Here is a 20,753-nt window from a genome sequence, read left to right on the forward strand (position 1 = left end):
CGCGCCGAGCGTGCCTGGATGGCGTCCAGGCGTGTGCCGAGGAGTGCACAGCCGGGCGGCAATCCGGTGACCGTCGATCTGGGCGATCAGCTCTCCGGCCATGACAACTTTCGTCCTGGCGGGCACCCGTGTATCGCCGGCGCCTGGCAAGATCGCTGCGGGAGGTAGAGCCGTTGAAGTACAGGTGGGTTTCGTCGGCTGGCGGACCGCTGCTCGTCGCTCCGCAATCGGCGCTACCGCTGTGGGCCGGTGCGGATAGCACGGATGGTTCCGTGGAGAACTGGGGCGACTACGGCCGGGCGTGCGCGGTCGACGGTTACGTCGGCGTGGTCGCGATCGGCCAGCGGCAGGCGCTTGTGCTGGGCGACGAGCCGGCGATGACGACGTACCTATCCTCGGAACGGCTGCTCCTACGGTGGGCAGCGGCGTATGAGGAAGATGACCTCGTGAGCGCTGCACGCCGAGCGGTACGTGATGGCGTGAAATGGGACGCGGATGAGGATGTCCGCTGGGTGGTGGACGGGCCAGTCGTGATGTTCGATTCGGCATGGCCCGGAGCAGAGTTGGAGCCCGACAACCATCTCGTGATCGATCTATGCCCGAGCGAATACCGGGTCCGGGCGACGCACCGCGCCGATGGTGACAACTGGATGATCCTCGTTCAGCTTCAACCGGTTCCGTAAAACGCACAGCCGGGAGCAGACCGGGCTTGATCACGACATCCCGACCTGCCGCTGAGCATGCACGGCCCCGACCAAACTAGAGGTGGTCGCAGTACGGAAAGCAGCGACGGCCAAGGGCGTGGCCCAGGTCCCGCAGAAGCGTGCCCAGGCGCTCGACCTCTTCGGCGGTGGGCGGAGTGATGGCTGCGCCGGCCGCGATGTGCTCTCCGGCCTCGTACAGCGCGACGTACAGATCTTCGGCGGTTGCACGGTCGAGCCGCAGAACGATGTCATCCCCCATACGCAGACCCTAATCGCCCGTCTCGCGGCACCACCGGTTGGCAAGGTCGAGCGCGCGGGCCTGCCGCAGGGCGTACGCCGAAGACAGACGGAAGCCGAGCAAGCGCGACCGCGACGAGGATGGCTTTCCGCAGTGGCCGGGTTACTTCGGCCACCCGAGATGAAGGCAAGAAGCGGTAAGAGACGACCACGATGATCATCGACTGTGGGAGAAGGGTCTCGCGCCTGGGTGGGACGGTCTCTACCGGGCGGACGACTCTGCACGCGTCGTCACACTGAGAGGCGGAGCGAGGCTGGACGGGTACGGGCTCGGGCCGCCGCTCGACCTGGACGCCATGCTGGAGGAGGAACCCGACAGGCTGACCCACGTCGACATCCTCCGCAGCGGTGACGGTCGACCTCGACCATCCCTACTTCGCCTAATCCCAAGGCATCAGCGAGGAACGGGAGACGGTGGCGGTGGCGGTGGTGTTTCGAAGGACTTGGCCAGGCGAGGGGCACGTCCGAGTCGGCTGTGTGCAGCCTCGACGCGCCAGACGTGCCGGAACTCCGGCTGCCTGTCCTCCCAGCCCGCTCGGCACACCTCAACTTCGTGGCGGTGGCCGAGTTCCCGGCCGCGACCGCGGTGACGCCACGGTCCACGAATACCAGCTCGAGCCGCCCCGTCACACCCTGACGGGCCAGGTGCTGCAGCATCAGTTCACTTGTGTGGTTCTTGCGCGTGGACGCCGGCACTAGCAGAGCACCGAGTGAGAGGCTGGCTACGTCCGCCGCCACGACCGCTTTGCGCCCTTCGTCCGCCCGTACGTGCCGCCTCGATCGTGGAAAGTGAGGCCGCCGTTGGAGGCGCCGCAGGCCAGACAGGTGTCGATGATGACCCTCGACGCGTCATCTCGGCCCGGCCCTCGGTGTGGCGCGGCCACTTGATTCAGCACGGTCAGCGCCCGGCCCGGGTGCCGTGGCGCGACCTCGGCGCAACCGCGACCACAACCGGGCCCCCGGACCAACGACTCGGGCAGAAACCGGCACTGGCAGCCGGTGTGCGAGATGCGGAGCATCCCCGCCCGCCACCGCCGAGGTCCGGTCCATGCTTGGGTCCCGCGCTTGCCGGGCGCGGTGACCACCCGCTCCAGTAGCGCCCACTGCTCATCGGTCAGGTCACTGGCTTACCACGCCGGCAAGACCGTACCGGCTCGCGGAGGCACGGAAGTCGCCGCTCAATAGGACGCAGCCAGCAACGGCTCGTCTGGCGACTCAAGGTCCCCAACGTCTACCCCCTGACGATCATGCGTCCTGTCCACGTTCGCCGCTCGGCGAGCCCACCGAGCGGCTGCAGACCGCTGACCTGCGGTTGTAAGGACGTGTGAGCTCGTGTGAGGTCATGTAAGCCGTCACCACACTCCACGACCGCCCGCCCGGCAATAGCGTCGTCCCATTCCAGGCGCGTGGCCAGCCGCAGAGGCAGGCAGCGCTGTCATTACCCGCAGGCTGCGATCGAGCCATCGTGGGTCAGGGCAGGTGAGGAGGAACGGGTGAGGCCGAGACCAGCAGTCATCGCCGCCGTCGCCACGTCCACGATCGCGACAGCCGCAGCTCCTGCCTACCTTGCCGCGTCAGGGACGTGGACACCGCAGCTGCCCTCGCTGGCCGAGGTCCGGCAGTGGATCCACCAACCTCTGACCACAGGCTTCGTCCTCGCCCTCGCCGAAGCAGGTGCGGTGCTGCTGTGGCTGTTCCTGACCACCGCCGTCCTGGCCCACACATACCGCCGGATCGCCTATCACTGTCGCTGGCTGCCCGCGCTGCGCCTACCCGGCCCGGTGAAAGGCCTGACCGCTGCTCTTCTCGGCGCCACCACCGTGACGACCACCGCCGCTGGCGCTGCCCCCTCCCACGCCGCGCCGGCACCAGACGCGGTGCACGACCTCGAACAGCCGGCTGCCAGCTCCTTGACCGTGGCCCCGCCAGCCCAGCACGCGACACAACGCCAAGATCTCACCGTCGTCGTTGCCGGCGGCCAGACGTACACGCACACCGTCAAGCGCGGTGAGACCTTGTCCGAGATCGCCGCGCAGTGGCTCGGTGACGCCGACCGATGGCCCGAAATCTTCGCCCTCAACCGCGGCACCCACTTCGCCCACGCGGGCGGAACCTTACGCAGCCCGAACGTCATCTACCCCGGCTGGACCCTGGATCTTCCCGGCGATGCCATTCCGCCCACCGCCCACCAACCCCGCCCACGACCTGTCCCGGACCGGCCCAGCGTCCCCACGCCGGCTCCGGCACCGACCAGGGATCCGGCACCGCCCGCGACACCTGCTCCCACCGCTACCGAACCGGGCCCCACCCGGACACCCACTGCCGGAACGTGCGCCCCGACCGACGGCGATACCGCCAGTAGGGGAGACGTCCACGGCCCGACCGACGACCCCACGTCACGCTCCGCAGATGCCTCCCGCGGTGTGTCACTGTCCACCGGCAGCTGGCTCAACCTGGCACTCGCCCTCTCCATCGCCGCCGCCGTCGCCCTCGTGTGGGCACACCGGCAGCGCCGCTACACACCCCACCTGGCCAACGCGCCGACCCTCGACACGCCGCCGCTCGCACCCATACCGCGCGTGATCCAGCAGATCCGCCGCGCACTGCGTCACGCCGTCCCCGAACACGCCGACGTCGATCCGCTGGCATCCACCGCAGCACCGGTTACCGGCCTCGACGACACCACCACCGTCAGCGGCACCCACCACGCCGCCGGCAACCACGTGACGCGCGCCGAGACAGCCAGCGTCCCGAACCCAGCCCCACATGCCGCCATTTACCACGGCAGCGGAAACCCCACACCAGCACTGCTGCCCCCACTGTCAGCGGCATGGCCGCCAGCTGGGCTAGGCCTCACCGGGCCCGCCGCCCACGCCGCCGCCCGCGGGTTCCTCACCACCGCCCTGGCCGCCGACACCGACACTCATGCCGCCGACCGCACCCAGGTCGTGATACCCGCACCGACCGCAGCAGCGCTGCTCGGCTCCGCTGTCACCCTGCCCCACACGCCTCGGCTGATGATCACCGCCGGCCTCGCCGAGGCACTCGACATCCTCGACGCGCTCACCCTGCACCGCACGCGCCTGATCAACGACCACGAGACCACCATCGCTGACCTCCGCGCCGACGGCTACGACGAACCCCTCCCACCGGTCGTGCTCCTCGCCGACCCCACCCACCCCGCAGAACGCGCCCGCATCGCCGCCCTCCTCGCCCAAGGCCAACACCTCGACATCCACGGCGTGCTCCTCGGCACCTGGCTCGACGGCACCACGATCACCGTCCACGAGGACGGCACCACCACACCCGCCGACAGCGACACCCCCCACGACGGCACCACTCCCGTCGGCCGGCTCACCGTCCTCAACCCCACCGAGACGCTCGACCTGATCACCACCCTCGCCGAGGCCCACACCGGCGAGGTGCCCCTTCCCGCCCCGACCGAACCAGCGCCCCTCCACGCCCGGCCCACCACGCCGACGCATCCCGCCCACCTCACACCGCCAGCCCCCACAACCCAGAGCACGCCCAGCGTCCACATGCCCCCGCCAGTCGACCCCAGCCGCACCGATCACGCCGACAACAGCCCTGCACACACCACAGCGGCCGGCAGCACCGCCGCCACCACCCCCGAGACGCCGCCACCCCCCGACGAACCAGACACCGGCACCACCAGCCAGGTGAGGATCACCGTCCTCGGGCCACCCGCCATCACTGATGCCAACCCGCAGCGCACCCTGCGCGCGAAATCCCTCGAACTGCTCGTCTACCTCGCCTGCCGCGACGGCACCGCCTCCACCGAAGCAATCCTCGACGACCTGCTACCCGACGCGCCCGCCCGCAAAGCCGTACACCGTCTCCACACCTACGTCTCCGACCTCCGCAGCGCCCTGCGCCACCACGCCGGTCCCGGCACCTACCTCACCCACCCCCGACACCACTACCAACTCAACCCCGACCGCCTCGACGTCGACCTCTGGCGGATGCGCGCCGCGATCCGCGCCGCCAACACCGCCACCACCACACCCGCGCGGATCGCCGCACTGCGCCGCGCCGTCGACACCTACCGCGCGCCCCTCGCCGAAGGCTGCGCCTACGAATGGCTCGAGCCCTACCGCGAGGCGGTGCGCCGGGAAGCCCTCCACGCCGCCGTCGCCCTCACCGAGGAACTTGAAGGCCAGCCAGCGGAGCAACTCGCCGTCATCGACCAGGCGATCACCCACCACCCCTATACCGAGCAGCTATACCAGGCGGCCATGCGCGCCCGCGCGGAGCTTGGCGACGCCGACGGCATACGCGCCCTGCGCCGCACCGTGACCCACCATCTCGCCGAGATCGACACCCAACCAAGCGCCGAGACCCTCACACTGGCCGACACGCTCCTCGCGGATCTCTCTCGCAGCTCCGGATCACCACGTTCGTCCGCAGTTAACCGAGCCCGCTCATGACCGCGCCCACCACTCCCACCACTCCTGACAACGCCGCGACGAGGTACAAGCGGTCCGACGACACCGGGGTGCATCTGCGGCGGCTGCGATGGGCGATACGAGCCACCCTCACCCTCGGAGTCGCCGCCTCAGTGGCCGCGAACGTCCTGCACGCCCGACCCAACCCGATCAGCCAGATCATCGCCGCATGGCCGCCACTGGCGCTGCTCCTCACCGTCGAGCTGATCTCCCGCGTCCCTCACCACCGCCGCTCCCTCGGCGCCATCCGCATCACCGCCACCAGCCTCATCGCGGCCATCGCCACCTGGGTGTCGTACTGGCACCTCGTCGGAGTCGCCGCCCGCTACGGCGAAACCGACGCCGGCGCCGCGTACCTGCTGCCCATCTCCGTCGACGGCCTCGTCATCGTCGCCAGCGTCAGCCTCGTCGATATCACCGCCCGGATCCGTACCGGACATGCTCAGCGCCCCAGCCAGCCGGTAGTCGCAGCACAGAGCACCACGCCGACACCACTGCCGAAAGCCGCAAGCAATCGCGACGCCGCCGGCCAGGCGCGCATCGGTGCACCCATCAAGGCTGCCCCACCAGCGCACACACCTCGACATCACGCACGGTCGAACCCGGTAGATGGCGAGACCGCGGCACCCGATCACCTCGACGACAGCAGCGAGGCACGGACCGCCACCGTGAACGCGCCGAACGAAATCACCGGAAAGCCGGAGAGCGACAAAGCGGATGCCGAGGAGGTGGTCCCGTCCGAGACGGCGTCCGCCGTGGCTTACTGGCATCGACGGGACCCCACTCTGCACCCTGCGGACATCGCAGCGCGCATCGGGCGCTCCGAACGTACTGTTCGCCGATACTGGCCGCCGCTTCCCTCGAGGGCGCCTTCCGGCAACGCAAACCGCGGAGCGACACCCACACGGGGCGTGCCGCCGACTCCACACGCGGCAGTCCCAGACCAAGAACCGCAGGAGGAGAACTGGGCTTCGATGGCCAGCAGGCCGCCAGTACGACGGCCTCGGGGAGATGGTGGACGGGAGTCATCCGACCGCAAAGCTGACGACGAGGTTCTGGTGCGGCATGGTCGTACTCTCGAGCGCCCGACATAGGAGGCACGGATGGGATTGTCAGGCCGGCAGTGCCCCGACTGTGCTCGTCGTGTCCGCGAGCCGTTCGAGAAGACGATCACCGGACGCGAGGTGTGCCCGGGCTGCGCGAACGCACTGCTCATAGGAGCGGCCGCCGGGGCGATCACCCACGACGTCGGGTCCGGGTACGGCGTATGGGCGATGCTCATGCGCAAGCTCCGACGTGCTGGTTGAGCGCTCTCAGATCTACCCGTCCACGGTGAGGGCCAGGAAGATCTCCCGAGCGAGGTCGACCGGTACCCAGATCAGGGGTTGACGGCAGACCACTGCGCCTGCGTCAACAGGCCCCCATGTTCCAGCCGCAGGACGATATCGGTCTTCGTAGCCCCGTCCAGCGTCTCGGGTAGCCCCTCGAACGAGGCGGGCAGCACATCCAGAAGCGAGAGGACCTGCTGGCCGTCTCGCACCGTCAACAACAGCATGCACCGCCAGTGCGGCGAAAACTCAGGTCGGTGCCTCAACCGGTGCACCAGTACCGGCCACAGATAGTGCACCGCCGTCGAATCAGCGAACTCCAGCAGCCACCCGACACCGTGGTTGCGGTTCAGCCCGCACTCGATCGCCTCGGCGTCGAGCCGGATCAACTCCGAGGTGTCGACCGCCTTCACCGTACGGGGAACGCCGACGTTCACCGTCTGAGTCTCCCAAACTCTGAGTGGTACCCGTGCCAATGCGTCCGGCGGCTGCCGCGAGCGATTGAGCACGACCCACGAGCCAGCAGGCAGCTGGTTACTCATTCGCGGTGCGCTTGTGGCCGAGGAGGCGTGCGAGTCGTTCCGTCGGGGGCACACCATTAGCTCCGACGACCGGCGCGTCGTACATGACACCGCGCAGCCGGTCGGGCATGACCGCGGCGGCGTACCCGAGGCAGCGGTCGGCGATGCCGTTGGGCACCTCGCTGCACTGCCGGTGGCCACCGCCAAGTCCCATCCGTGCGTCACCGTCTCAACGGTGAAGCCCCGAGCGGCCTCCAAGGCCGTGCACGATCCCCAGGGCGCTTTGACAGGGGCGGCAGCAGCCAGATGAGACCACGCCTCACAGGTTTCACCAGCCAAGGTGAGAAGTGAGTCGCCCGGGTCACCGTCGTCGGCCGCGCCTTCGGTCTACCCTCGCGGTATGACGGGTGGCGCGGCACCGAAGGCCGGCATGACGATCAGCATCCGGACGCGACGCGACGTCGTCGTGGTGCACCCGGAGCGGTTCTTGGCCGCAGCACGGCAGGCTCTGCGTGACCGCGATCCGGACCTGACTGACGCCGAGGTAGCCGACATGGTGGCCGATGTCCACGACGCCGTACATGCGCTGCTCGATCGGGATGGAACCCTCGCCGCGGACGCCATAGCGGGGGAAGCGATTGGTGTCGGGGGGCCATTGCCTGGCACGCGGGTCATTGATCGATCGGACGGCCTGTCGCCCGCCGGTTGGCTGCAACAGGTGGTGCTCGATGATCCGCAGCCACTGCAGGACTACGGTTGCTTCCTCCCTGCGGATCCCTTCGCGGTGCCCCAAACGCGGTCCAGCTCGCAGTAAGTGCCTCGGCCCGCTCATCAGCGGCCAGGTCTATCGGCTGGCTGCCCTCGCGTCCTGCCGCGTCTGCACCCTCTTGCTGCGCGGCGTCGCACAGTAACCTGATGCTGCTCGCGCGCCCCGTCGCCCGCCGTCCTCCCGTGCGACGACCCGGACGACCACGAACCCGCCGGCCGGATCTTCGTCGAGAAGGTCTACCAACTCACCTTTCCCGAGTCCTGGCCGGTGGAGCAGGCGATGCCGACGTTGGCAGGGTAGTGGGCGAACCAGGGCTACCAAATCGTCACGGATCGCAGGGACGCACCGGGTCTGTCGAGAACGGCGTCGACGGCTCCGGGTGGGAATCGAAGTCCTTCCCCAGGGGGACCGGGCAGGTCGATGTCTACCTCTTCGGTGGCTCGCCCTGCATCTGGGAGAACGGCACACCCGATCCGCAATGAGGCCGGCACCTGAGCGGGCGGCTCGTTTTCGAAGACACCCCCTGACGACCTCGTCGTCACCCGCTTCCTGACCGGCGAACACCGCGCCGCGTACCTTGGCGGGAGCTGAGCCCCGGCGCCACCGCTGCCCGAGAGGCGTGCGCTGCCGGCTGCTCCGGGGCCCGAGGCCGTCGGCCCAGTCGCATCCCCGACTCACGGCGGGTTCGACGCGCCGCGCCCCTGGCGGCCCGGTGGCCGGATGTGGCGCAATGACCGATGTGGACGACCACTCACGGCAACCCTTCGTCGGCTTCTTACACGGCGACCCGCACGAGGTGCTGCGCCGGATCCGCCAGGAACAGCCGGTCACGCCGCTGCCGCTGCCCGACGGCCGGACCGGCTGGCTGGTGACCCGCTACGAACACGTGCGAGCGGCGCTGGCCGACCCCGCCCTGTCCAAGGGGGAACTGATCTCCCCACTACGGCCTCTTTCATAACTCGGTGGAGTTGTGAGACAGCGCCCTTCTCGGGCGTACCGCCTGACCCGGGGTGGGGTGGGTGCGGTTCCTGCGTCATCGGGGCCGGTTTCGCCCGCGCGTGTGCGTGGGCCAGAGCCTTCCCCTCGGCGGGCGTTGGTGACCGGGCCCCCTGCGGGGAGGTCCCGGGTCTGGGCGTGGTGCTGCTCGGCCCAGACAGCGAGGTTGACCGCGGCGTTGTGGTCCCGGTCGGCCTGATAGGCGCACACTTGGCAGGTGAACGTGCGCTGCTGCAGAGGCATCGCCGGGCCCACCGTGCGGCATGCGGAGCAGGTTTTGGTCGACGGGTACCAGCGGTCGACCAGAGCCAGCTGCCCGCCGCGCCACTGCTGCTTGTAGGTCAGCAGGCGGGCCAGCTCGCCCCATGCCGCGTCGGCGACCGCCGAGGCGAGGCGCCGGTTGGCGAGCATGCCGCCGATGGTGAGGGTCTCGATGGCGAGCCGGTCGTGGGTATTGACCAGCTCGTTGCAGACCTGGTGCAGGAAACGACGCCGGATCGCCGCTGTCCGGGCGTGGTGGCGGCCCAGCCGGGCCGCAGCCTTTGCCCGGTTCCGGGAGCCGCGCTGTTTGCGGGTGACCTTGCGGGACAGGCGGCGCTGGCGCGCCAACGCGGCCCGGGCGGGGCGTGGCCAAGCGTCGATCCGCAGGACCGGGGTGCCGTCGGCGCGCGCTGCGGCGACGAACGTCGACAGACCCCGATCGACACCCACCCACCCTGCGGCAGTGGGGATCGGCTGGTGGCGGCGGGCCTCGTGCAGATCGGCGGCTTCACAGGTCAGTGACACCGTCCACCGCCCGGCCCGGTAGCTGACCGTGGCGGACACGACCTTCGCCCGCCCCTTGGCCAACATGCGCCGCAGCCGACGGGTGTCCTGCCGCACCTTCAGGACGCCCACACCGGGCAGGGTCACGGTACGCGGCACCTGCTCACCGACCCGGATGCTCGCACGACCCGCGGCGGAGGTCCTGCTGCGGATGCGAAACGACAACGGTGCACGTTTCTTCGACTTGAATCTCGGAAAACCGACCCGCCGACCGCCGGTGCGCGATGCGGTGTACGCGGACAAGCCGCGGCCGAGATCGACTGCGGCTTCCTCGAAGACCTGCTGACACACCTCGCGCCGCCACGCCAGACCGGTCACCTGCACCGTGACGGTCCCGTCGCCGGCGGCGACCATCACCCGGCCTGCGTCACCCGAGCGTTTCCACCCGTTGAACGAGTTGATCAGGTCGAAGCCCGACCATGGCACCTTCCCGACCGTCGCACCACGACGCTTGCCGTCCAACGCGTCCTGCACCAACCGCAGGCACTGGTTGTAGCCGAACCGGGCCGCACCCGCATGCCGACGCAACACAATCTCCTGCTCGGCGCTCGGGTCCAGGCAAAACTGGAACCTGGTGAAACGGGCCACGGCAGCACACCATGCCACCCCCCACCGACAAACCAACCACCACGCAACCCACTTACGAAACACGTCGTAGGCATCAGACCTCCCGTGCCCGCCGACGTGTGGGCCGCCACGGAACGGCACATGCTGGCGGCGGACCCGCCTGACCACACCCGGTTGCGCCGGCTGGTGCAGGCGGCGTTCACCCCGGGGCGGATCGACGGCATGACAGCCGTCGTCACCGGCATCACCGATCGGCGGCTGGAAGGCCTCGACAAGCCCGGCGTCCACGACCTGATCCGGGAGGTCGCGTTCCCGCTGCCCATCGCGGTGATCTGCGAGCTGTTGGGGGTGCCGGCCGCCGACCGCGCCACCTTCCGGGAGTGGGTGGAGGTGATCGTCGCCGGAGCGCCCCGGCTGGCCGAGGCGCCGGCCGCCCGCGCCGCCCTGCTCGACTACCTTCGTCGCCAACTGGCCGCGAAAAGGGCCGGCCCCGGACCTGACCTGCTGTCGGCGCTCGTGGCCGAGAGCGACGGGGGAGACCGGCTCAGCGACGAGGAACTGACCTCCACGGCCTTCCTACTGCTGCTCGCCGGCTACGACACCACGGCCAACCTGATCGGCAACGGCGCGTACCGGCTGCTGGAGGACCGCGGGCGGTGGGAGCAGCTGCGGCGCGACCAGCACTTGCCGCTCCGGCGATCGAAGAGCTGCTGCGCCACGACAGCCCCGTGCAGCTCGCCACCCATCGGACGACCACCCGGGACGTGACGATCGGCGGGCACACCATCCCCGCCGGGTCGACGGTGCTGCTCTCCCTGCTCTCGGCCAACCGCGACGAGTCGCGCTTCACCGACCCGGCCGCCTTCGACGGCAACCGGCCCTCCAACTCCCACCTGGCGTTCGGCCACGGCATCCACTACTGCCTCGGGGCTCCGCTCGCCCGCCTGGAGGCGCGGGTGGTGTTCACCGCGTTGCTGTCCCGGTATCCCGAACTGCGGCTGGCGGCGGATTTCGTGCCACGGTGGCGACCGAGCACCCTGATGCACGCCCTGGAGTCGCTACCAGTGATCCCGCGGCCCTGACGGAGGTGCTGGGGCGGCCACGCGGCCCTCGCCCAGCTCCGTCCCAAAGGCTACATGGCCGACCTCCCTGCCTTCGGACATGATCCAGCCCGCAGCACTTTCACTGATCGACGCGCGGGCGTCGCCCTCACCGAGGATCAGCTCCCCGAGCTGACCCGGATGGCCGTCAACGCCCTACGCATCGACGTCCGCGCCGATACAGCACGTCGCCACCACTGCTGAAGCCGCTACCGGCTGCGGTCGATCTGGACAGCAACCGCACGGCCCGTCCGTCGCATCCACCGCTCACGGCCCGTCCAGCCGTCCACCGAGTGGAGCGGCCGCGGCTCGTCCTCGAGGTAGACGCCGCCGCGTCCGATCAAGGACACCACCGCGCTGACCGGCTGCGCCAACCGAGGAGGCAACACCTCGCGGACCCGCGTCACGTTGGCGATATAGAAGGCTCGGGCTCGATCTGCGTCTCGCCTCCGCGACCGACCCGACGGGGGGATGTCTCAGCAGCGGCTGGGAGAGCTCGCCGGTAATCGTTGGGCCTGTCGCGACACAAGCCAGAGTGAGAGTCGTCGAGGCAATGGGGGTTCGGGTGGGTCCACCGAAGGACAGGGACGAGAGCTGGTTCACCGGCCTCTACGTCGCCGAGTACGCGAACGTCGTGAGGTATGGCCTGCGCCGACTCGCGGACTCCGACGCGTCGGCGGAGCTCGCCCAGGAGGTCTTCGTCGTCGCCTGGCGTCGTCGCAACGAGGTGCCGGACCGCAGCCTTCCCTGGCTGTACGGGGTGGCCCGGCGGCTCCTTGCGAACCACTGGCGGTCACGGCGCGGCGCCCCCGATGTCCTGCCCATCACCGGCGCCGACCTCGCAGGAGCTGCCAGCTCGTCGGGTGCCGACACCACCGTCGGGGTCGCCGACGTCCGGGCCGCGCTGGCCATCCTCAGCGAACTCGATCAAGAAATTCTCCGGCTGGTCGGCTGGGAGGAGTTGACGGTGTCCGAGGCAGCCCAGGTTCTCGGCTGCACTCGGACGACCGCGGCGGTGCGCCTGCATCGCGCCCGCCGGCGCCTCGCCGAAGCGATGTCGGACCGGCCTGCTCAGTCCCGGCGCCGCCCCGTGTCGGCGACAACGCGAGAGGAACTGTGATGTTCGGAGCAGAGCGGACCCGTACCCTCCTCGGCCCGGTCGATCCGGCCCGGACCGCCGCTATCGCGCCGCCGCTGGTCTCGGCACACGAACTGATCGACCGTGCCGACGCCACCGAGATGACCGTCGGGCATCGTCGCGGGAGCCCGACCCGCCGGCTGGTGCTGACGGCGGGGACGCTGGCGGTCGCGGTCGGTGCCGTGGCCGTTCTCCAGCCATTCGACGGCCCCCCACCGGACGTTCCTGGCGGGCGCGGAAGCACAGCGGGATCGGTGCTCGTGCCGGTCTCGTACCAGTTCGACACGGACCCACCAGCCGCCGGCCCGCAACTGCGCGCGCTGGCCGGCAAGATCAAGGACGCGGAGTACGACCACCTCGGCGGACGCTACATGTACCACCACACAAAGGTGTGGGGCGATCCAGTGATGACCTCCGCCGACGGCCGTCACCACGTCGCCTTCGCCGGCGAGACGAAGGTCTGGCAGGCCGCCGACGGGACCGGCAGCCAGATCAACACCCAGTTGGAGCCGCAGTACCCCGACCAGGAGTCCCGCGACTACTGGCAACGCAACCTGGACCGGCGTCCCGTAGTTGACGCCACAGCAGCCCCGGCCATGATTCCGCTGCCGCCCATGGAGCTCACGCCACCGTCGGCCGACCCGTCGCAGCTGCGCGAACTGCTCAAGGTCGAGTACGGGGCGGGTGCCGCGAGCAAGGAAGTCAGCACTCTCTACGCACAGTTCGTCATACCGCGTGCGGCCCGAGCGGAGATCCTGCGGGTCCTCGCCGCCGTGCCCGGCTTCCGCTGGCGGGGGCAGGTGACGGATCGCGCTGGTCGGGACGGGGTCGCCATTACCTTCGACGACCGCGAACATAACGCGCAATCTCTCCTGATCTTCGACCCGAAGACGGGTGAGCTGCTCGCCCACGAGCGACTGACGCTGTCGCCCGTGCTGCTCAGCGCGTACCAGGTGATCCTCGATGCCGCTTGGACTGATCGAATGGGCTGAACGCCGAACTCCGGGGCCGTTCCTTCCGGGAGCGGCCCCGCCGCAATCTCGGGAACTTGTCCGAAGGGCTACCAGGCCTCCTGCTCGTCGGCGTCGGGTGGCGGTGGGGGAGCGTACTGGTTCCAGGCGCCGTCGCGGAACATGTACAGCCGGAAGTACGTCTGGTTCTGGTCCATGAGGAACACCTGCACGGCAGCCGGGTAGCGCCAAGGCATCGTCTGGACCTGGCGAAGAACCGCTTCCAGGTCAGCATGGTTGAGGGCGCCGCCCCACAGTTGGCACTCGGGGTTCTTCCACCCGCCCCAGTAATTGGCCTGCGGGTCGGTCAAATCTTTGAGTGAGCCGACACCGCGAGGTCGCCTGTCAGACATCTCGGGGGTGCCGTCGGTGCGTCGCGGCGCCTCCCGTTCAAGCCAGGCACTGAATGCCTGCACGGTGCCGCTGTCTGCGCCGTCGGCTTGGATCATCAGATTCGCCACCCAACTCACCTCCGGTATGGTGCCCGACGATCCCGTCCCGCACCATCGGTCAGTTCTCCTGGGACGCAAGGGAGAGCCAGAGCGAGGGGCGGGCACAGAACGTGCGCCGTTCAGGCGCAGCTGCCTCGAGCCCAAGTCGAACGGGACCTGGCTCTTCCCTGATTCGCCCACGCGGCGGGCGGCCTTAATAGGCCGCATCGCATCAACATGTCGAGCTGTCGGTGTCCGACGGCGTGGCCTCCCCGGGTGGGTCAACCTCGACGAAGCCGAAGAGCCGGGCGAGGAGCCGCAGGCCCTGCGTGCTGTAGCGGTCGGCGAAGCCGCGACAGATCGCCGGTTTCGCCTCGGGGTGCTGGTAGTGCGGCAACGTCGAGTGGCAGATGATGAAGGATTCCCTGGCTCGGGCTTCAGTGACGATGTCGCGGAGCCGACCGGGGGCGAGGCGCATTCTGTTGCCAGGGGCGAAGATGCAGGTGTCGCACTGCCGAGACAGCAGCCGCGACTTGCGGAGATCCGGGTCTCCGACGCTGAGGTCCGTCCCGGTGGTGTCGTCGGGCTCGCCGGGGCTGGGCGTCCACTCCATGGTGGCTCCTCTTCAGGTGTGCGTTGGGGTGCCGCCGTTCCGGGCGGCACCCCAAATAGGACAGTGTGGGTGGGTCGGACTGGTGTCAGCGGGGTTCGCGACTGCAGACGGGCCACAACCAGGTCGGCGGGTGTCCCAGCCGCCAGGTGAGGGCCGCGAGGAGATCGCGTGCACCTTCATGGCGGGCGTCGATCGCCCTCGTAGGTATGGCCTAGCGGGCGAGGACGGAAACCGTCTCACCGAGCAGCAGCGGCGCCCCTTCGGGTCCCTTGATGTAGGAGTGGATCCAGATTCGGTAGGCCTGACCATCGGCGTTGACCAGACGCCGCCAGTGCCCACGCACGAGGAATCGAACGCGGTAGTGCCACCTCGCTTCCCCGCCGCCGGGTTCGGCGACGGGATTGGTGCGGCGAAGCATGACCACCCGGGTGTCGTGGCGGAGGCCGGCGCGTAGCGCGCGCCGGCGGGCTGGCCGGTCCAGCGGAGGTGCGGCGACGGTAGCGATGGGTTGTTCCTGGATGCGCCAGAAGGCGTACAGGATCGCGGCGACGGCGCTGGTGCGCATAGCGGTCTCGTCGATGCAGAACCGGCCGTCAGGTGCCGACTGCCACTCGGCGTCGACCGGTGCGGGTGGGTCGTCGAGGGCGGTGATGGTGGTGCCGATGGGGATCTCGGCGAAGGAGTTCAGGACGTAGGGGCCGAACTGCGCGGCGAGTTCCGGTGCTTCGGCGAGCTGCTGGCGGCGGCGAATGGCGGCGGGGTCGAGCGGGTCGTCGCGGTCGGCCCATCCGAGGATCCACCAGCCTGTCCGCCCGCTGCTGGTGTTGTGCCATTTGGCCCAGGTGATCGCCCCGATGGAGGTGACGTGACCCTGAACGTCGCGTTCGTAGATGGGTTCGGGGAGGAAGAGTACGCCGGCGTCGCTGGGGGCGACGTCGTTACTGATGATGTCGCCGGTGAGGTCGAGGGCTTGGGCGGCGGCGGCGATGATCGCGGTCATGGCGGGTGCGAGGACATATGGTTCGCCGTGCTGCCACGGCTCGTGGGCCACCCGAGCAAACGCGTCCAGGGCCTTCTTTTGGGGGGTCGCGTCGTCGTCAGCGGGGTCGAGATGGGGTGTGAGGAACGCGCGCAGGTACTGCTGGGCGAAACGGCTACGCGCGTATTCGGTCATGCGGGTGCGCAGATCAACGGCCGCGCGGGCGTAGCCGGCGAGGGTCTTTTCGATATGAAAACTCATGAATCCTCCATCGAGGGTGTGAGGTCGGCGGCCGGCCGCGTCGCCCGCAGGGGAACCGCGACGTCGGCGACGCTGCAGAGCGGGACCAGCGTCAGGCCGCACGCGGCGCGGGTTGCTGTGCCGGGGCAGAGCGGAACCAGCCCGCGAACCGTGCCGCCGCGGCTACAGGCGGGGAGACGACCCGCGCCCGGCCTCGCGTGTGCGGCGCGGGCCGGGTGGCCGCGCGGTAGGCGCGCTGGGCGTCGCGGGCCGGCGGGTACGGGTACGCCGCCTGGTGGCAGCGCAGGTTGGCGCAGCGGCCGGGCCGGTCGGGGTCGGGTAGGTGGTGGGCGGCGACATCGGTGGCGAGGAACCACAGCAGGACGTCGGTGACATGAGCCGGCACGGCCCGTCGGTGCGGTAGCGACATGGGTTGTCCTCTCCCGTGAGCGGGTGCGATGGGGGTGGCCGCCACCCCGGCCGGCAGTGTGAGGTGCCGCCGTCGGGTACGCCGGGGTGGCGGCCGCGATGAGTGACGCTCGACTTTCCGGATAGATCAAGTCCTCGCCGCGGCATGGACCGCTAACCGGTGGTGCCTCATCGGTGAGGTGAGCGGACGGACCAGCAACGGCGGGGGTCCAGCTCGGTGCCGGCTTTCCCGCCAGACGAGCCGGCCGCGACGCCGCCGCGTCACCGCGCGCCACGGACGTCCATACCGTCGCGGCGGGCGGCGTCCCAGCCAGGCCGGGACGCCGCCGGGAAGGACACCAACAGCGCCCACGGCCGGCACCCGGCCGCGGGGTGTGCACGGCGCCCTCAAGTGCCGGCGCGTGCACGCCGCGGGTCAGCGGTGGGTGGTGTGATCGCCGTCGTGGCCGAGCGGTTCGTCGGCGTCGAGGTCACCGCCGACGGCTTCGTAGTGTTCCTGCCCGTCCCACTCGATGGTGGCGGGCAGGGTGTCCAGCGCGGCGTCGATGGTGTTCTCCGCGCGGGTGAACGCGTCCTCGCGGGTGGTGGCGGTGACGTCGATGAGCACGGGCAGGCGGAGGCGGACCTGCCAGCGTCGGGGCAGCAGCGGCAGGTCGAGAACCTCCAGGAGACTGTTCGCGGCGTCGATGCTGATCTGCGCGCTGCGCACGGCGTCGGCGAGCGCTTCCCGCAGGTGGTGGTGGAACCGGTCGATCGGGTCCGGGTGCAGGGCGGTGTCGGCTGGGGTGTGGGTGGGCAGCAGGTGGGATCGGATCTGGGCGGTGGTGTGGGTGACCCAGCCGAGCGGTGCCTGCTGGCCGGCGTGGAACGTTTCCCAGCTGGTGCGCAGGATGCTGTCGAGCGTGGGCTCGCGGGGTGGGATGGTCGCGCTGGTCATCATCTTCCTCGTGTCGGTGCCGGTGATCGGATGTGAAAGCGCCCCGCGACCGGGAGAGGCTGCGGGGCGCAGAAGGTGCCGGTATCGAACCGAGCCGCTGGTGCGTGTTGCTAGGGGTGGAGATGGCAGCGGTCATGGGGTGGCTGGGGTTCCGCCGCCAGGTTGATCAGCGGCGGGGGTGTGGTCGCCGGAGCGGGTGAGCAGGCCGGTGCCCAGGTCGGTGAGTGCGTCACATGCCTGCCGCAGCCGGGCGGTCGCCTTGTCTCGCCACGCGAGAGCGCGGATGAGGGCGTCAGCGACGCGGTCGAGGCGCTCCCGGAGGGACAGGACGTGGTGGATGTCGCCGTCGGCGTGTACATCGCACAGCAGGTTCGCTGCGCGGTTCAGCATGGCGATCTGCGCGTCGGCGGCAGCGATGGTGCAGGCAGCCGCGAACAGCGCGCACACGACGTCGGGATACCGGGCGCAGCATTCGTCGAGCTCGTCCGGGTGGAGGACGTAGCCTTCCTTGCCGGTGTGGTGGCGCAGCACGTCGAGGTAGTCAGACACAGTGTTCCTTCCATGTTGGTGGGATGGCTCGGTGGTGGTCAGCAGGGTCAGGGAGTGGTGGGAAAGTCCTGGTCGGGCCAGCCGTCGAGCACGGACGGGGGAAGCGCTTCGCGGAGCATCCGGTCGAGCAGGTGGGCGAGGGAGTAGGTGGGGTTCGCCTGCAGAGCCCGGTCGACGGCGACGGACGCCAGAGCGCCGAGGCCGCTGCGCCAGGCGGTGAAGGCGAGCAGGCTGGCGGGTGGGGCGGCGAGCGCGGGTTCGGCGCGGCGGGTGACGTCGCTCCACAGCGCGATATGCCAGGGCTGAGCGTCGGTGGCCCGCCATGCGGCGTCACGGACCGCGGTGATCGGGAGAAGCACGGTGAGCCAGGCCAGCTCGTCGTCGGTGAGGACCTGGTCGGCGGCGTAGCGGGCAAACGTGGTCCGCACGATGTCCTCACCGGCGCGGATCAGCGCGTCCCGGCCGGCGACGGCGGACAGGGCGCGCCGGTGTGTGCGCGCACGGTGGGTGGCGCGGGTGACGGCGTGGCGGGAGGGACCGTCGATGGGGGCGATGCTGGCGACGAGGGCCCGCCGGTCGGGCAGGGTGCTGCAGCCGGCGACGATGGCGTGCAGGGCGATGTCGCTGTGGTCGGGGTCGAAGGGCACCCCGTCGATGGGGCAGCAGGTGAGGTTCTGGCACAGGTAGGAGTAGTAGCGGCGGTCGGTGACCCGCAGCGCGTCCAGCACGGTGAGGCCGGCCTCGCGGAGCCGGGGAACGACGGTGTCGACGACGGGCGTGACCCGGTGGCTGGGGCCGTAGCCGATGACGACGGTGGCGGTGACGTCAGCTTGGTGGAGCATGCGCAGCTGTTGCCGCATCAGCTCCTCGACCCCGCCGACCGTGGCAGCGGGATCGGGGAGGTCCGTGCGGCCGGCGACGGTGACGCGGCGGCCGGTGAGACCGACGAGGACCAGGCTGTCGGTGGGGTGGAAGCCGAGCAGGTACGGCACGGCGACGATCAGGTCACCCGGTGAGGTGACCGGCAGGCGGGGTGTGTCGCTCATGATGATCTCCAAAGGTGTGGGATGGAAAGCCGGGCACGGCGGTATGGCTGCGTCCGGGGGTGCGGTCGCGCGGGCACCCGTGGGCGGCCCGAGGCGGCATGGGAAGGGGACCGATCGGTGTCGGCGGGAACAGCGGGCGCGTCGCCTGCGGCGGCGGCTCGCCGGTACGCCGGCTCTGTCCCGCAGCGGCCGGCTGGCCGACGTGTCAGGCCTGCTCGAGGGCGGCGACGGCGGCGTCGGCGATGAGGCCGATGGCCTGCACGGGATCGTCGACCAGGACCGGGGTAGCGCCGGCGAACGTGTGCCCGGCAAGGTCGGCGGGCCGCAGCCACAGCAGCGCGCATCCCGCCTGGTGGAGGGCGTAGACGAGCCGCTGCACGGCCGGAATGTTGTCGAGGTCGCCGTCGGAGACGACCGCGAGCATCCGCAGCCTGCCCGGTTGACGTAGCTGCAGCACCTCGTCGGCGAGTTTCACCGCCTCGATGAAGGCGCTGCTGCCGCCGAACGTCGCCATCTCCAGCACCTGGGTGGGACGGTGCCGGGGCGCGACGAGCAGGGTGACGTCGCTGCCGAAGCCGATGGTGGCGGTGACGGCGTCGCTGCTACGCGCCGCGTGGGCGAGGATCCACCCGGCCGACGACATCGGCTCGACGTAGGGGTGCATCGAGAACGACACGTCGACGATGACCCCCAGGTGCAGGATCGGCTTCGGCGGCGGCAGCGTTGCTCGCTGCTGCCACGGTGTGGCGGTGGGAATGGTCCCCGCGGCGCGCTGCGCCTCAGCGGTGATGGCGTGGCGGGTGCGCAGCCGGCCCGGCGGGATGAGGCTCGCCCGGATGGCCGCTTCCGGGTGGTGGGTGCGGGCGCGGCGCAGCCGGGCGGCCAGGTGCCGGGCGGCGGCCCGTTCGCCGTCGGTCGGATCGCGTCGGCTCCACTGCGCGGGCGCGCCGTACCGGGCGTGCAGCTGCCGGGCCCGGTACTCGGCGGGCGTGAGCCCGGCCGCGTGGGCAAGGTAGTCGGTGACGGCCTGGGCGAGCCGGCCGGCGAACACCCCCGGATCCGGTACCGGTGTGTCCGGCTGCAGGCGAGGGTCGACACCGAGGATTCGGCACCACCGCCACGCCAGCGCGATCATGCCCTCGGCGTCGCAGTCGTCGACGGTGTGAGCCTGCCGCCACACGTCCCGCAACTGCAGCAGCCGCTTACGGCCGAGGACCACGGTGACAGCGGCACGAACGCCTTTGATGTCCTTGGCGGTGATGATGCGGGCGTCCACGCGGGCCAGGAGCAGCCCGGCGAGGTGCCCGGCGTGCCACACGTCGTCGACGGGCACGTCGGTGGGGCTGATCAGGGTGGTGACGGTGTGCCGCAGCCACCTGCGGTCCCCGTGCCGACGGCTGCGCTGCCGGAACTCGATGCGGGACTCCTCAAGGACCTCGGCAACAGCGGCAACAACCGGTGGGGTGCCGGGCGGGGTCCGCCACCGGCTGTGAGCGGCGTGCGCGGCCTCGTGAACGAGCAGCCCGTAGGCGGTCGGGACGAGCCGCTTGTGGCCGGCTCGTCGCGGGTTCGCCACATCAGGGGCACCGACGTGGGTGGCGTCGACCTCGATGCGGCGCTGGTCGGGGTAGAAGCAGGCGGGGGCGCCGCCGCCCGCGCCGGGCGCGACGGTGACCGTCAGGTCGGTGCGGCCGGTCAACACCGGAATGTGCCGGGTCCAGGCGTTACTCCAGTCCTGCCAGTCCGGGTCCCGATCGGCCGCAGGCGTGCGCCCGGGTTGGTGGTGGGCGGAGGGGTGAGGCATGAGC

General features: G+C 70.2%; 21 protein-coding genes. 9 read left to right on the forward strand and 12 right to left on the reverse strand.

The annotated features are described in order from the left end of the window. The first annotated feature begins 128 nt into the window (after nucleotides 1-128). A complete protein-coding gene (locus MRQ36_RS27875) occupies nucleotides 129-683 on the forward strand; it encodes an immunity 21 family protein (RefSeq protein ID WP_242799724.1) in 555 nt (184 codons plus the stop codon). A gap of 76 nt (nucleotides 684-759) precedes the next feature. On the opposite strand, the gene MRQ36_RS27880 is transcribed toward MRQ36_RS27875, so the two are convergent. Further along, on the reverse strand, nucleotides 760-963 hold the full coding sequence (locus MRQ36_RS27880; RefSeq protein ID WP_242799725.1) for a hypothetical protein: 204 nt from the start codon (nucleotides 961-963) through the stop codon (nucleotides 760-762). A gap of 1,717 nt (nucleotides 964-2,680) precedes the next feature. Between MRQ36_RS27880 and MRQ36_RS27885 the strand changes: the two genes are divergently transcribed. The 3 genes from MRQ36_RS27885 to MRQ36_RS27895 are packed head-to-tail and all read left to right on the forward strand — an operon-like array spanning nucleotide 2,681 to nucleotide 6,774. Continuing rightward, nucleotides 2,681-5,449, forward strand: coding sequence for a BTAD domain-containing putative transcriptional regulator (locus MRQ36_RS27885; RefSeq protein WP_242799726.1), 2,769 nt, complete (start codon nucleotides 2,681-2,683; stop codon nucleotides 5,447-5,449). Next, nucleotides 5,446-6,561, forward strand: coding sequence for a DUF2637 domain-containing protein (locus MRQ36_RS34160; protein ID WP_308194927.1), 1,116 nt, complete (start codon nucleotides 5,446-5,448; stop codon nucleotides 6,559-6,561). The genes MRQ36_RS27885 and MRQ36_RS34160 overlap by 4 nt, the downstream gene beginning before the upstream one ends. Before the next feature lie 9 nt (nucleotides 6,562-6,570). Further along, on the forward strand, nucleotides 6,571-6,774 hold the full coding sequence (locus MRQ36_RS27895; protein WP_242799727.1) for a hypothetical protein: 204 nt from the start codon (nucleotides 6,571-6,573) through the stop codon (nucleotides 6,772-6,774). A 71-nt stretch (nucleotides 6,775-6,845) separates the two neighbouring features. On the opposite strand, the gene MRQ36_RS27900 is transcribed toward MRQ36_RS27895, so the two are convergent. Continuing rightward, on the reverse strand, nucleotides 6,846-7,232 hold the full coding sequence (locus tag MRQ36_RS27900; RefSeq protein WP_242799728.1) for a hypothetical protein: 387 nt from the start codon (nucleotides 7,230-7,232) through the stop codon (nucleotides 6,846-6,848). A 97-nt stretch (nucleotides 7,233-7,329) separates the two neighbouring features. After that, the gene (locus MRQ36_RS27905) at nucleotides 7,330-7,530 is read right to left on the reverse strand and encodes a hypothetical protein (protein WP_242799729.1); all 201 of its coding nucleotides are present in this window, start codon (nucleotides 7,528-7,530) and stop codon (nucleotides 7,330-7,332) included. Nucleotides 7,531-7,716: 186 nt separating this feature from the next. On the opposite strand from MRQ36_RS27905, the gene MRQ36_RS27910 reads away from it, so the two are divergent. Continuing rightward, the gene (locus MRQ36_RS27910) at nucleotides 7,717-8,130 is read left to right on the forward strand and encodes a hypothetical protein (protein ID WP_242799730.1); all 414 of its coding nucleotides are present in this window, start codon (nucleotides 7,717-7,719) and stop codon (nucleotides 8,128-8,130) included. A gap of 831 nt (nucleotides 8,131-8,961) precedes the next feature. On the opposite strand, the gene MRQ36_RS27915 is transcribed toward MRQ36_RS27910, so the two are convergent. Beyond that, a complete protein-coding gene (locus MRQ36_RS27915) occupies nucleotides 8,962-10,494 on the reverse strand; it encodes a transposase (protein WP_242799731.1) in 1,533 nt (510 codons plus the stop codon). An 84-nt stretch (nucleotides 10,495-10,578) separates the two neighbouring features. Here MRQ36_RS27915 and MRQ36_RS27920 point away from each other — a divergent pair, with 84 nt between their 5' ends. The 4 genes from MRQ36_RS27920 (at nucleotide 10,579) to MRQ36_RS27935 (ending at nucleotide 13,703) form a co-directional block, all read left to right on the forward strand. Beyond that, a complete protein-coding gene (locus MRQ36_RS27920) occupies nucleotides 10,579-11,241 on the forward strand; it encodes a cytochrome P450 (protein WP_242799732.1) in 663 nt (220 codons plus the stop codon). Continuing rightward, nucleotides 11,202-11,555 carry a cytochrome P450 gene (locus MRQ36_RS27925; RefSeq protein WP_242799733.1) on the forward strand — a complete coding sequence of 118 codons (354 nt, stop codon included), beginning with the start codon at nucleotides 11,202-11,204 and terminating at the stop codon, nucleotides 11,553-11,555. Before MRQ36_RS27920 ends, MRQ36_RS27925 begins: the two co-directional genes overlap by 40 nt. Nucleotides 11,556-12,138: 583 nt before the next feature. Beyond that, nucleotides 12,139-12,693 (forward strand): RNA polymerase sigma factor, encoded by a 555-nt coding sequence (locus MRQ36_RS27930; protein WP_242799734.1) that lies wholly within the window; start codon nucleotides 12,139-12,141, stop codon nucleotides 12,691-12,693. Continuing rightward, nucleotides 12,693-13,703 carry a CU044_5270 family protein gene (locus MRQ36_RS27935; RefSeq protein WP_242799735.1) on the forward strand — a complete coding sequence of 337 codons (1,011 nt, stop codon included), beginning with the start codon at nucleotides 12,693-12,695 and terminating at the stop codon, nucleotides 13,701-13,703. Before MRQ36_RS27930 ends, MRQ36_RS27935 begins: the two co-directional genes overlap by 1 nt. Before the next feature lie 68 nt (nucleotides 13,704-13,771). On the opposite strand, the gene MRQ36_RS27940 is transcribed toward MRQ36_RS27935, so the two are convergent. The 8 genes from MRQ36_RS27940 to MRQ36_RS27975 all read right to left on the reverse strand — a co-directional run bounded on the left by MRQ36_RS27940 (nucleotide 13,772) and on the right by MRQ36_RS27975 (nucleotide 20,749). Continuing rightward, nucleotides 13,772-14,182: a squamosa promoter-binding protein 15 gene (locus MRQ36_RS27940; protein WP_242799736.1), complete on the reverse strand. Its 411-nt coding sequence runs from the start codon at nucleotides 14,180-14,182 to the stop codon at nucleotides 13,772-13,774. A gap of 202 nt (nucleotides 14,183-14,384) precedes the next feature. After that, complete coding sequence (locus tag MRQ36_RS27945) at nucleotides 14,385-14,765, reverse strand: hypothetical protein (RefSeq protein ID WP_242799737.1); 381 nt, start codon at nucleotides 14,763-14,765, stop codon at nucleotides 14,385-14,387. A gap of 211 nt (nucleotides 14,766-14,976) precedes the next feature. Further along, on the reverse strand, nucleotides 14,977-16,005 hold the full coding sequence (locus MRQ36_RS27950) for a hypothetical protein (RefSeq protein ID WP_242799738.1): 1,029 nt from the start codon (nucleotides 16,003-16,005) through the stop codon (nucleotides 14,977-14,979). Nucleotides 16,006-16,096: 91 nt separating this feature from the next. After that, nucleotides 16,097-16,414, reverse strand: a complete 318-nt coding sequence (locus MRQ36_RS27955) for a hypothetical protein (RefSeq protein WP_242799739.1) — start codon at nucleotides 16,412-16,414, stop codon at nucleotides 16,097-16,099. Nucleotides 16,415-16,828: 414 nt separating this feature from the next. Further along, on the reverse strand, nucleotides 16,829-17,350 hold the full coding sequence (locus MRQ36_RS27960) for a hypothetical protein (RefSeq protein WP_242799740.1): 522 nt from the start codon (nucleotides 17,348-17,350) through the stop codon (nucleotides 16,829-16,831). 132 nt (nucleotides 17,351-17,482) lie between these two features. Next, complete coding sequence (locus MRQ36_RS27965) at nucleotides 17,483-17,899, reverse strand: hypothetical protein (RefSeq protein ID WP_242799741.1); 417 nt, start codon at nucleotides 17,897-17,899, stop codon at nucleotides 17,483-17,485. Between the two features lie 47 nt (nucleotides 17,900-17,946). Further along, entirely contained in the window at nucleotides 17,947-18,945 is a 999-nt protein-coding gene (locus MRQ36_RS27970; RefSeq protein WP_242799742.1) for a DUF4192 domain-containing protein, read from the reverse strand. A 205-nt stretch (nucleotides 18,946-19,150) separates the two neighbouring features. Continuing rightward, the gene (locus tag MRQ36_RS27975) at nucleotides 19,151-20,749 is read right to left on the reverse strand and encodes a VWA domain-containing protein (protein WP_242799743.1); all 1,599 of its coding nucleotides are present in this window, start codon (nucleotides 20,747-20,749) and stop codon (nucleotides 19,151-19,153) included. Nucleotides 20,750-20,753 lie beyond the last annotated feature (4 nt).

This window comes from Micromonospora sp. R77 (assembly GCF_022747945.1).
GTDB lineage: Bacteria > Actinomycetota > Actinomycetes > Mycobacteriales > Micromonosporaceae > Micromonospora.

What these genes read in the sequence shown, in the direction of transcription:
- MRQ36_RS27880 (WP_242799725.1), bottom strand. Translation starts at nt 963, where the DNA reads ATGGGGGATGACATCGTTCTGCGGCTCGACCGTGCAACCGCCGAAGAT.
- MRQ36_RS34160 (WP_308194927.1), top strand. Translation starts at nt 5,446, where the DNA reads ATGACCGCGCCCACCACTCCCACCACTCCTGACAACGCCGCGACGAGG.
- MRQ36_RS27895 (WP_242799727.1), top strand. Translation starts at nt 6,571, where the DNA reads ATGGGATTGTCAGGCCGGCAGTGCCCCGACTGTGCTCGTCGTGTCCGC.
- MRQ36_RS27905 (WP_242799729.1), bottom strand. Translation starts at nt 7,530, where the DNA reads ATGGGACTTGGCGGTGGCCACCGGCAGTGCAGCGAGGTGCCCAACGGC.
- MRQ36_RS27910 (WP_242799730.1), top strand. Translation starts at nt 7,717, where the DNA reads ATGACGGGTGGCGCGGCACCGAAGGCCGGCATGACGATCAGCATCCGG.
- MRQ36_RS27935 (WP_242799735.1), top strand. Translation starts at nt 12,693, where the DNA reads ATGTTCGGAGCAGAGCGGACCCGTACCCTCCTCGGCCCGGTCGATCCG.
- MRQ36_RS27945 (WP_242799737.1), bottom strand. Translation starts at nt 14,765, where the DNA reads ATGGAGTGGACGCCCAGCCCCGGCGAGCCCGACGACACCACCGGGACG.
- MRQ36_RS27950 (WP_242799738.1), bottom strand. Translation starts at nt 16,005, where the DNA reads ATGAGTTTTCATATCGAAAAGACCCTCGCCGGCTACGCCCGCGCGGCC.
- MRQ36_RS27955 (WP_242799739.1), bottom strand. Translation starts at nt 16,414, where the DNA reads ATGTCGCTACCGCACCGACGGGCCGTGCCGGCTCATGTCACCGACGTC.
- MRQ36_RS27960 (WP_242799740.1), bottom strand. Translation starts at nt 17,350, where the DNA reads ATGACCAGCGCGACCATCCCACCCCGCGAGCCCACGCTCGACAGCATC.
- MRQ36_RS27970 (WP_242799742.1), bottom strand. Translation starts at nt 18,945, where the DNA reads ATGAGCGACACACCCCGCCTGCCGGTCACCTCACCGGGTGACCTGATC.
- MRQ36_RS27975 (WP_242799743.1), bottom strand. Translation starts at nt 20,749, where the DNA reads ATGCCTCACCCCTCCGCCCACCACCAACCCGGGCGCACGCCTGCGGCC.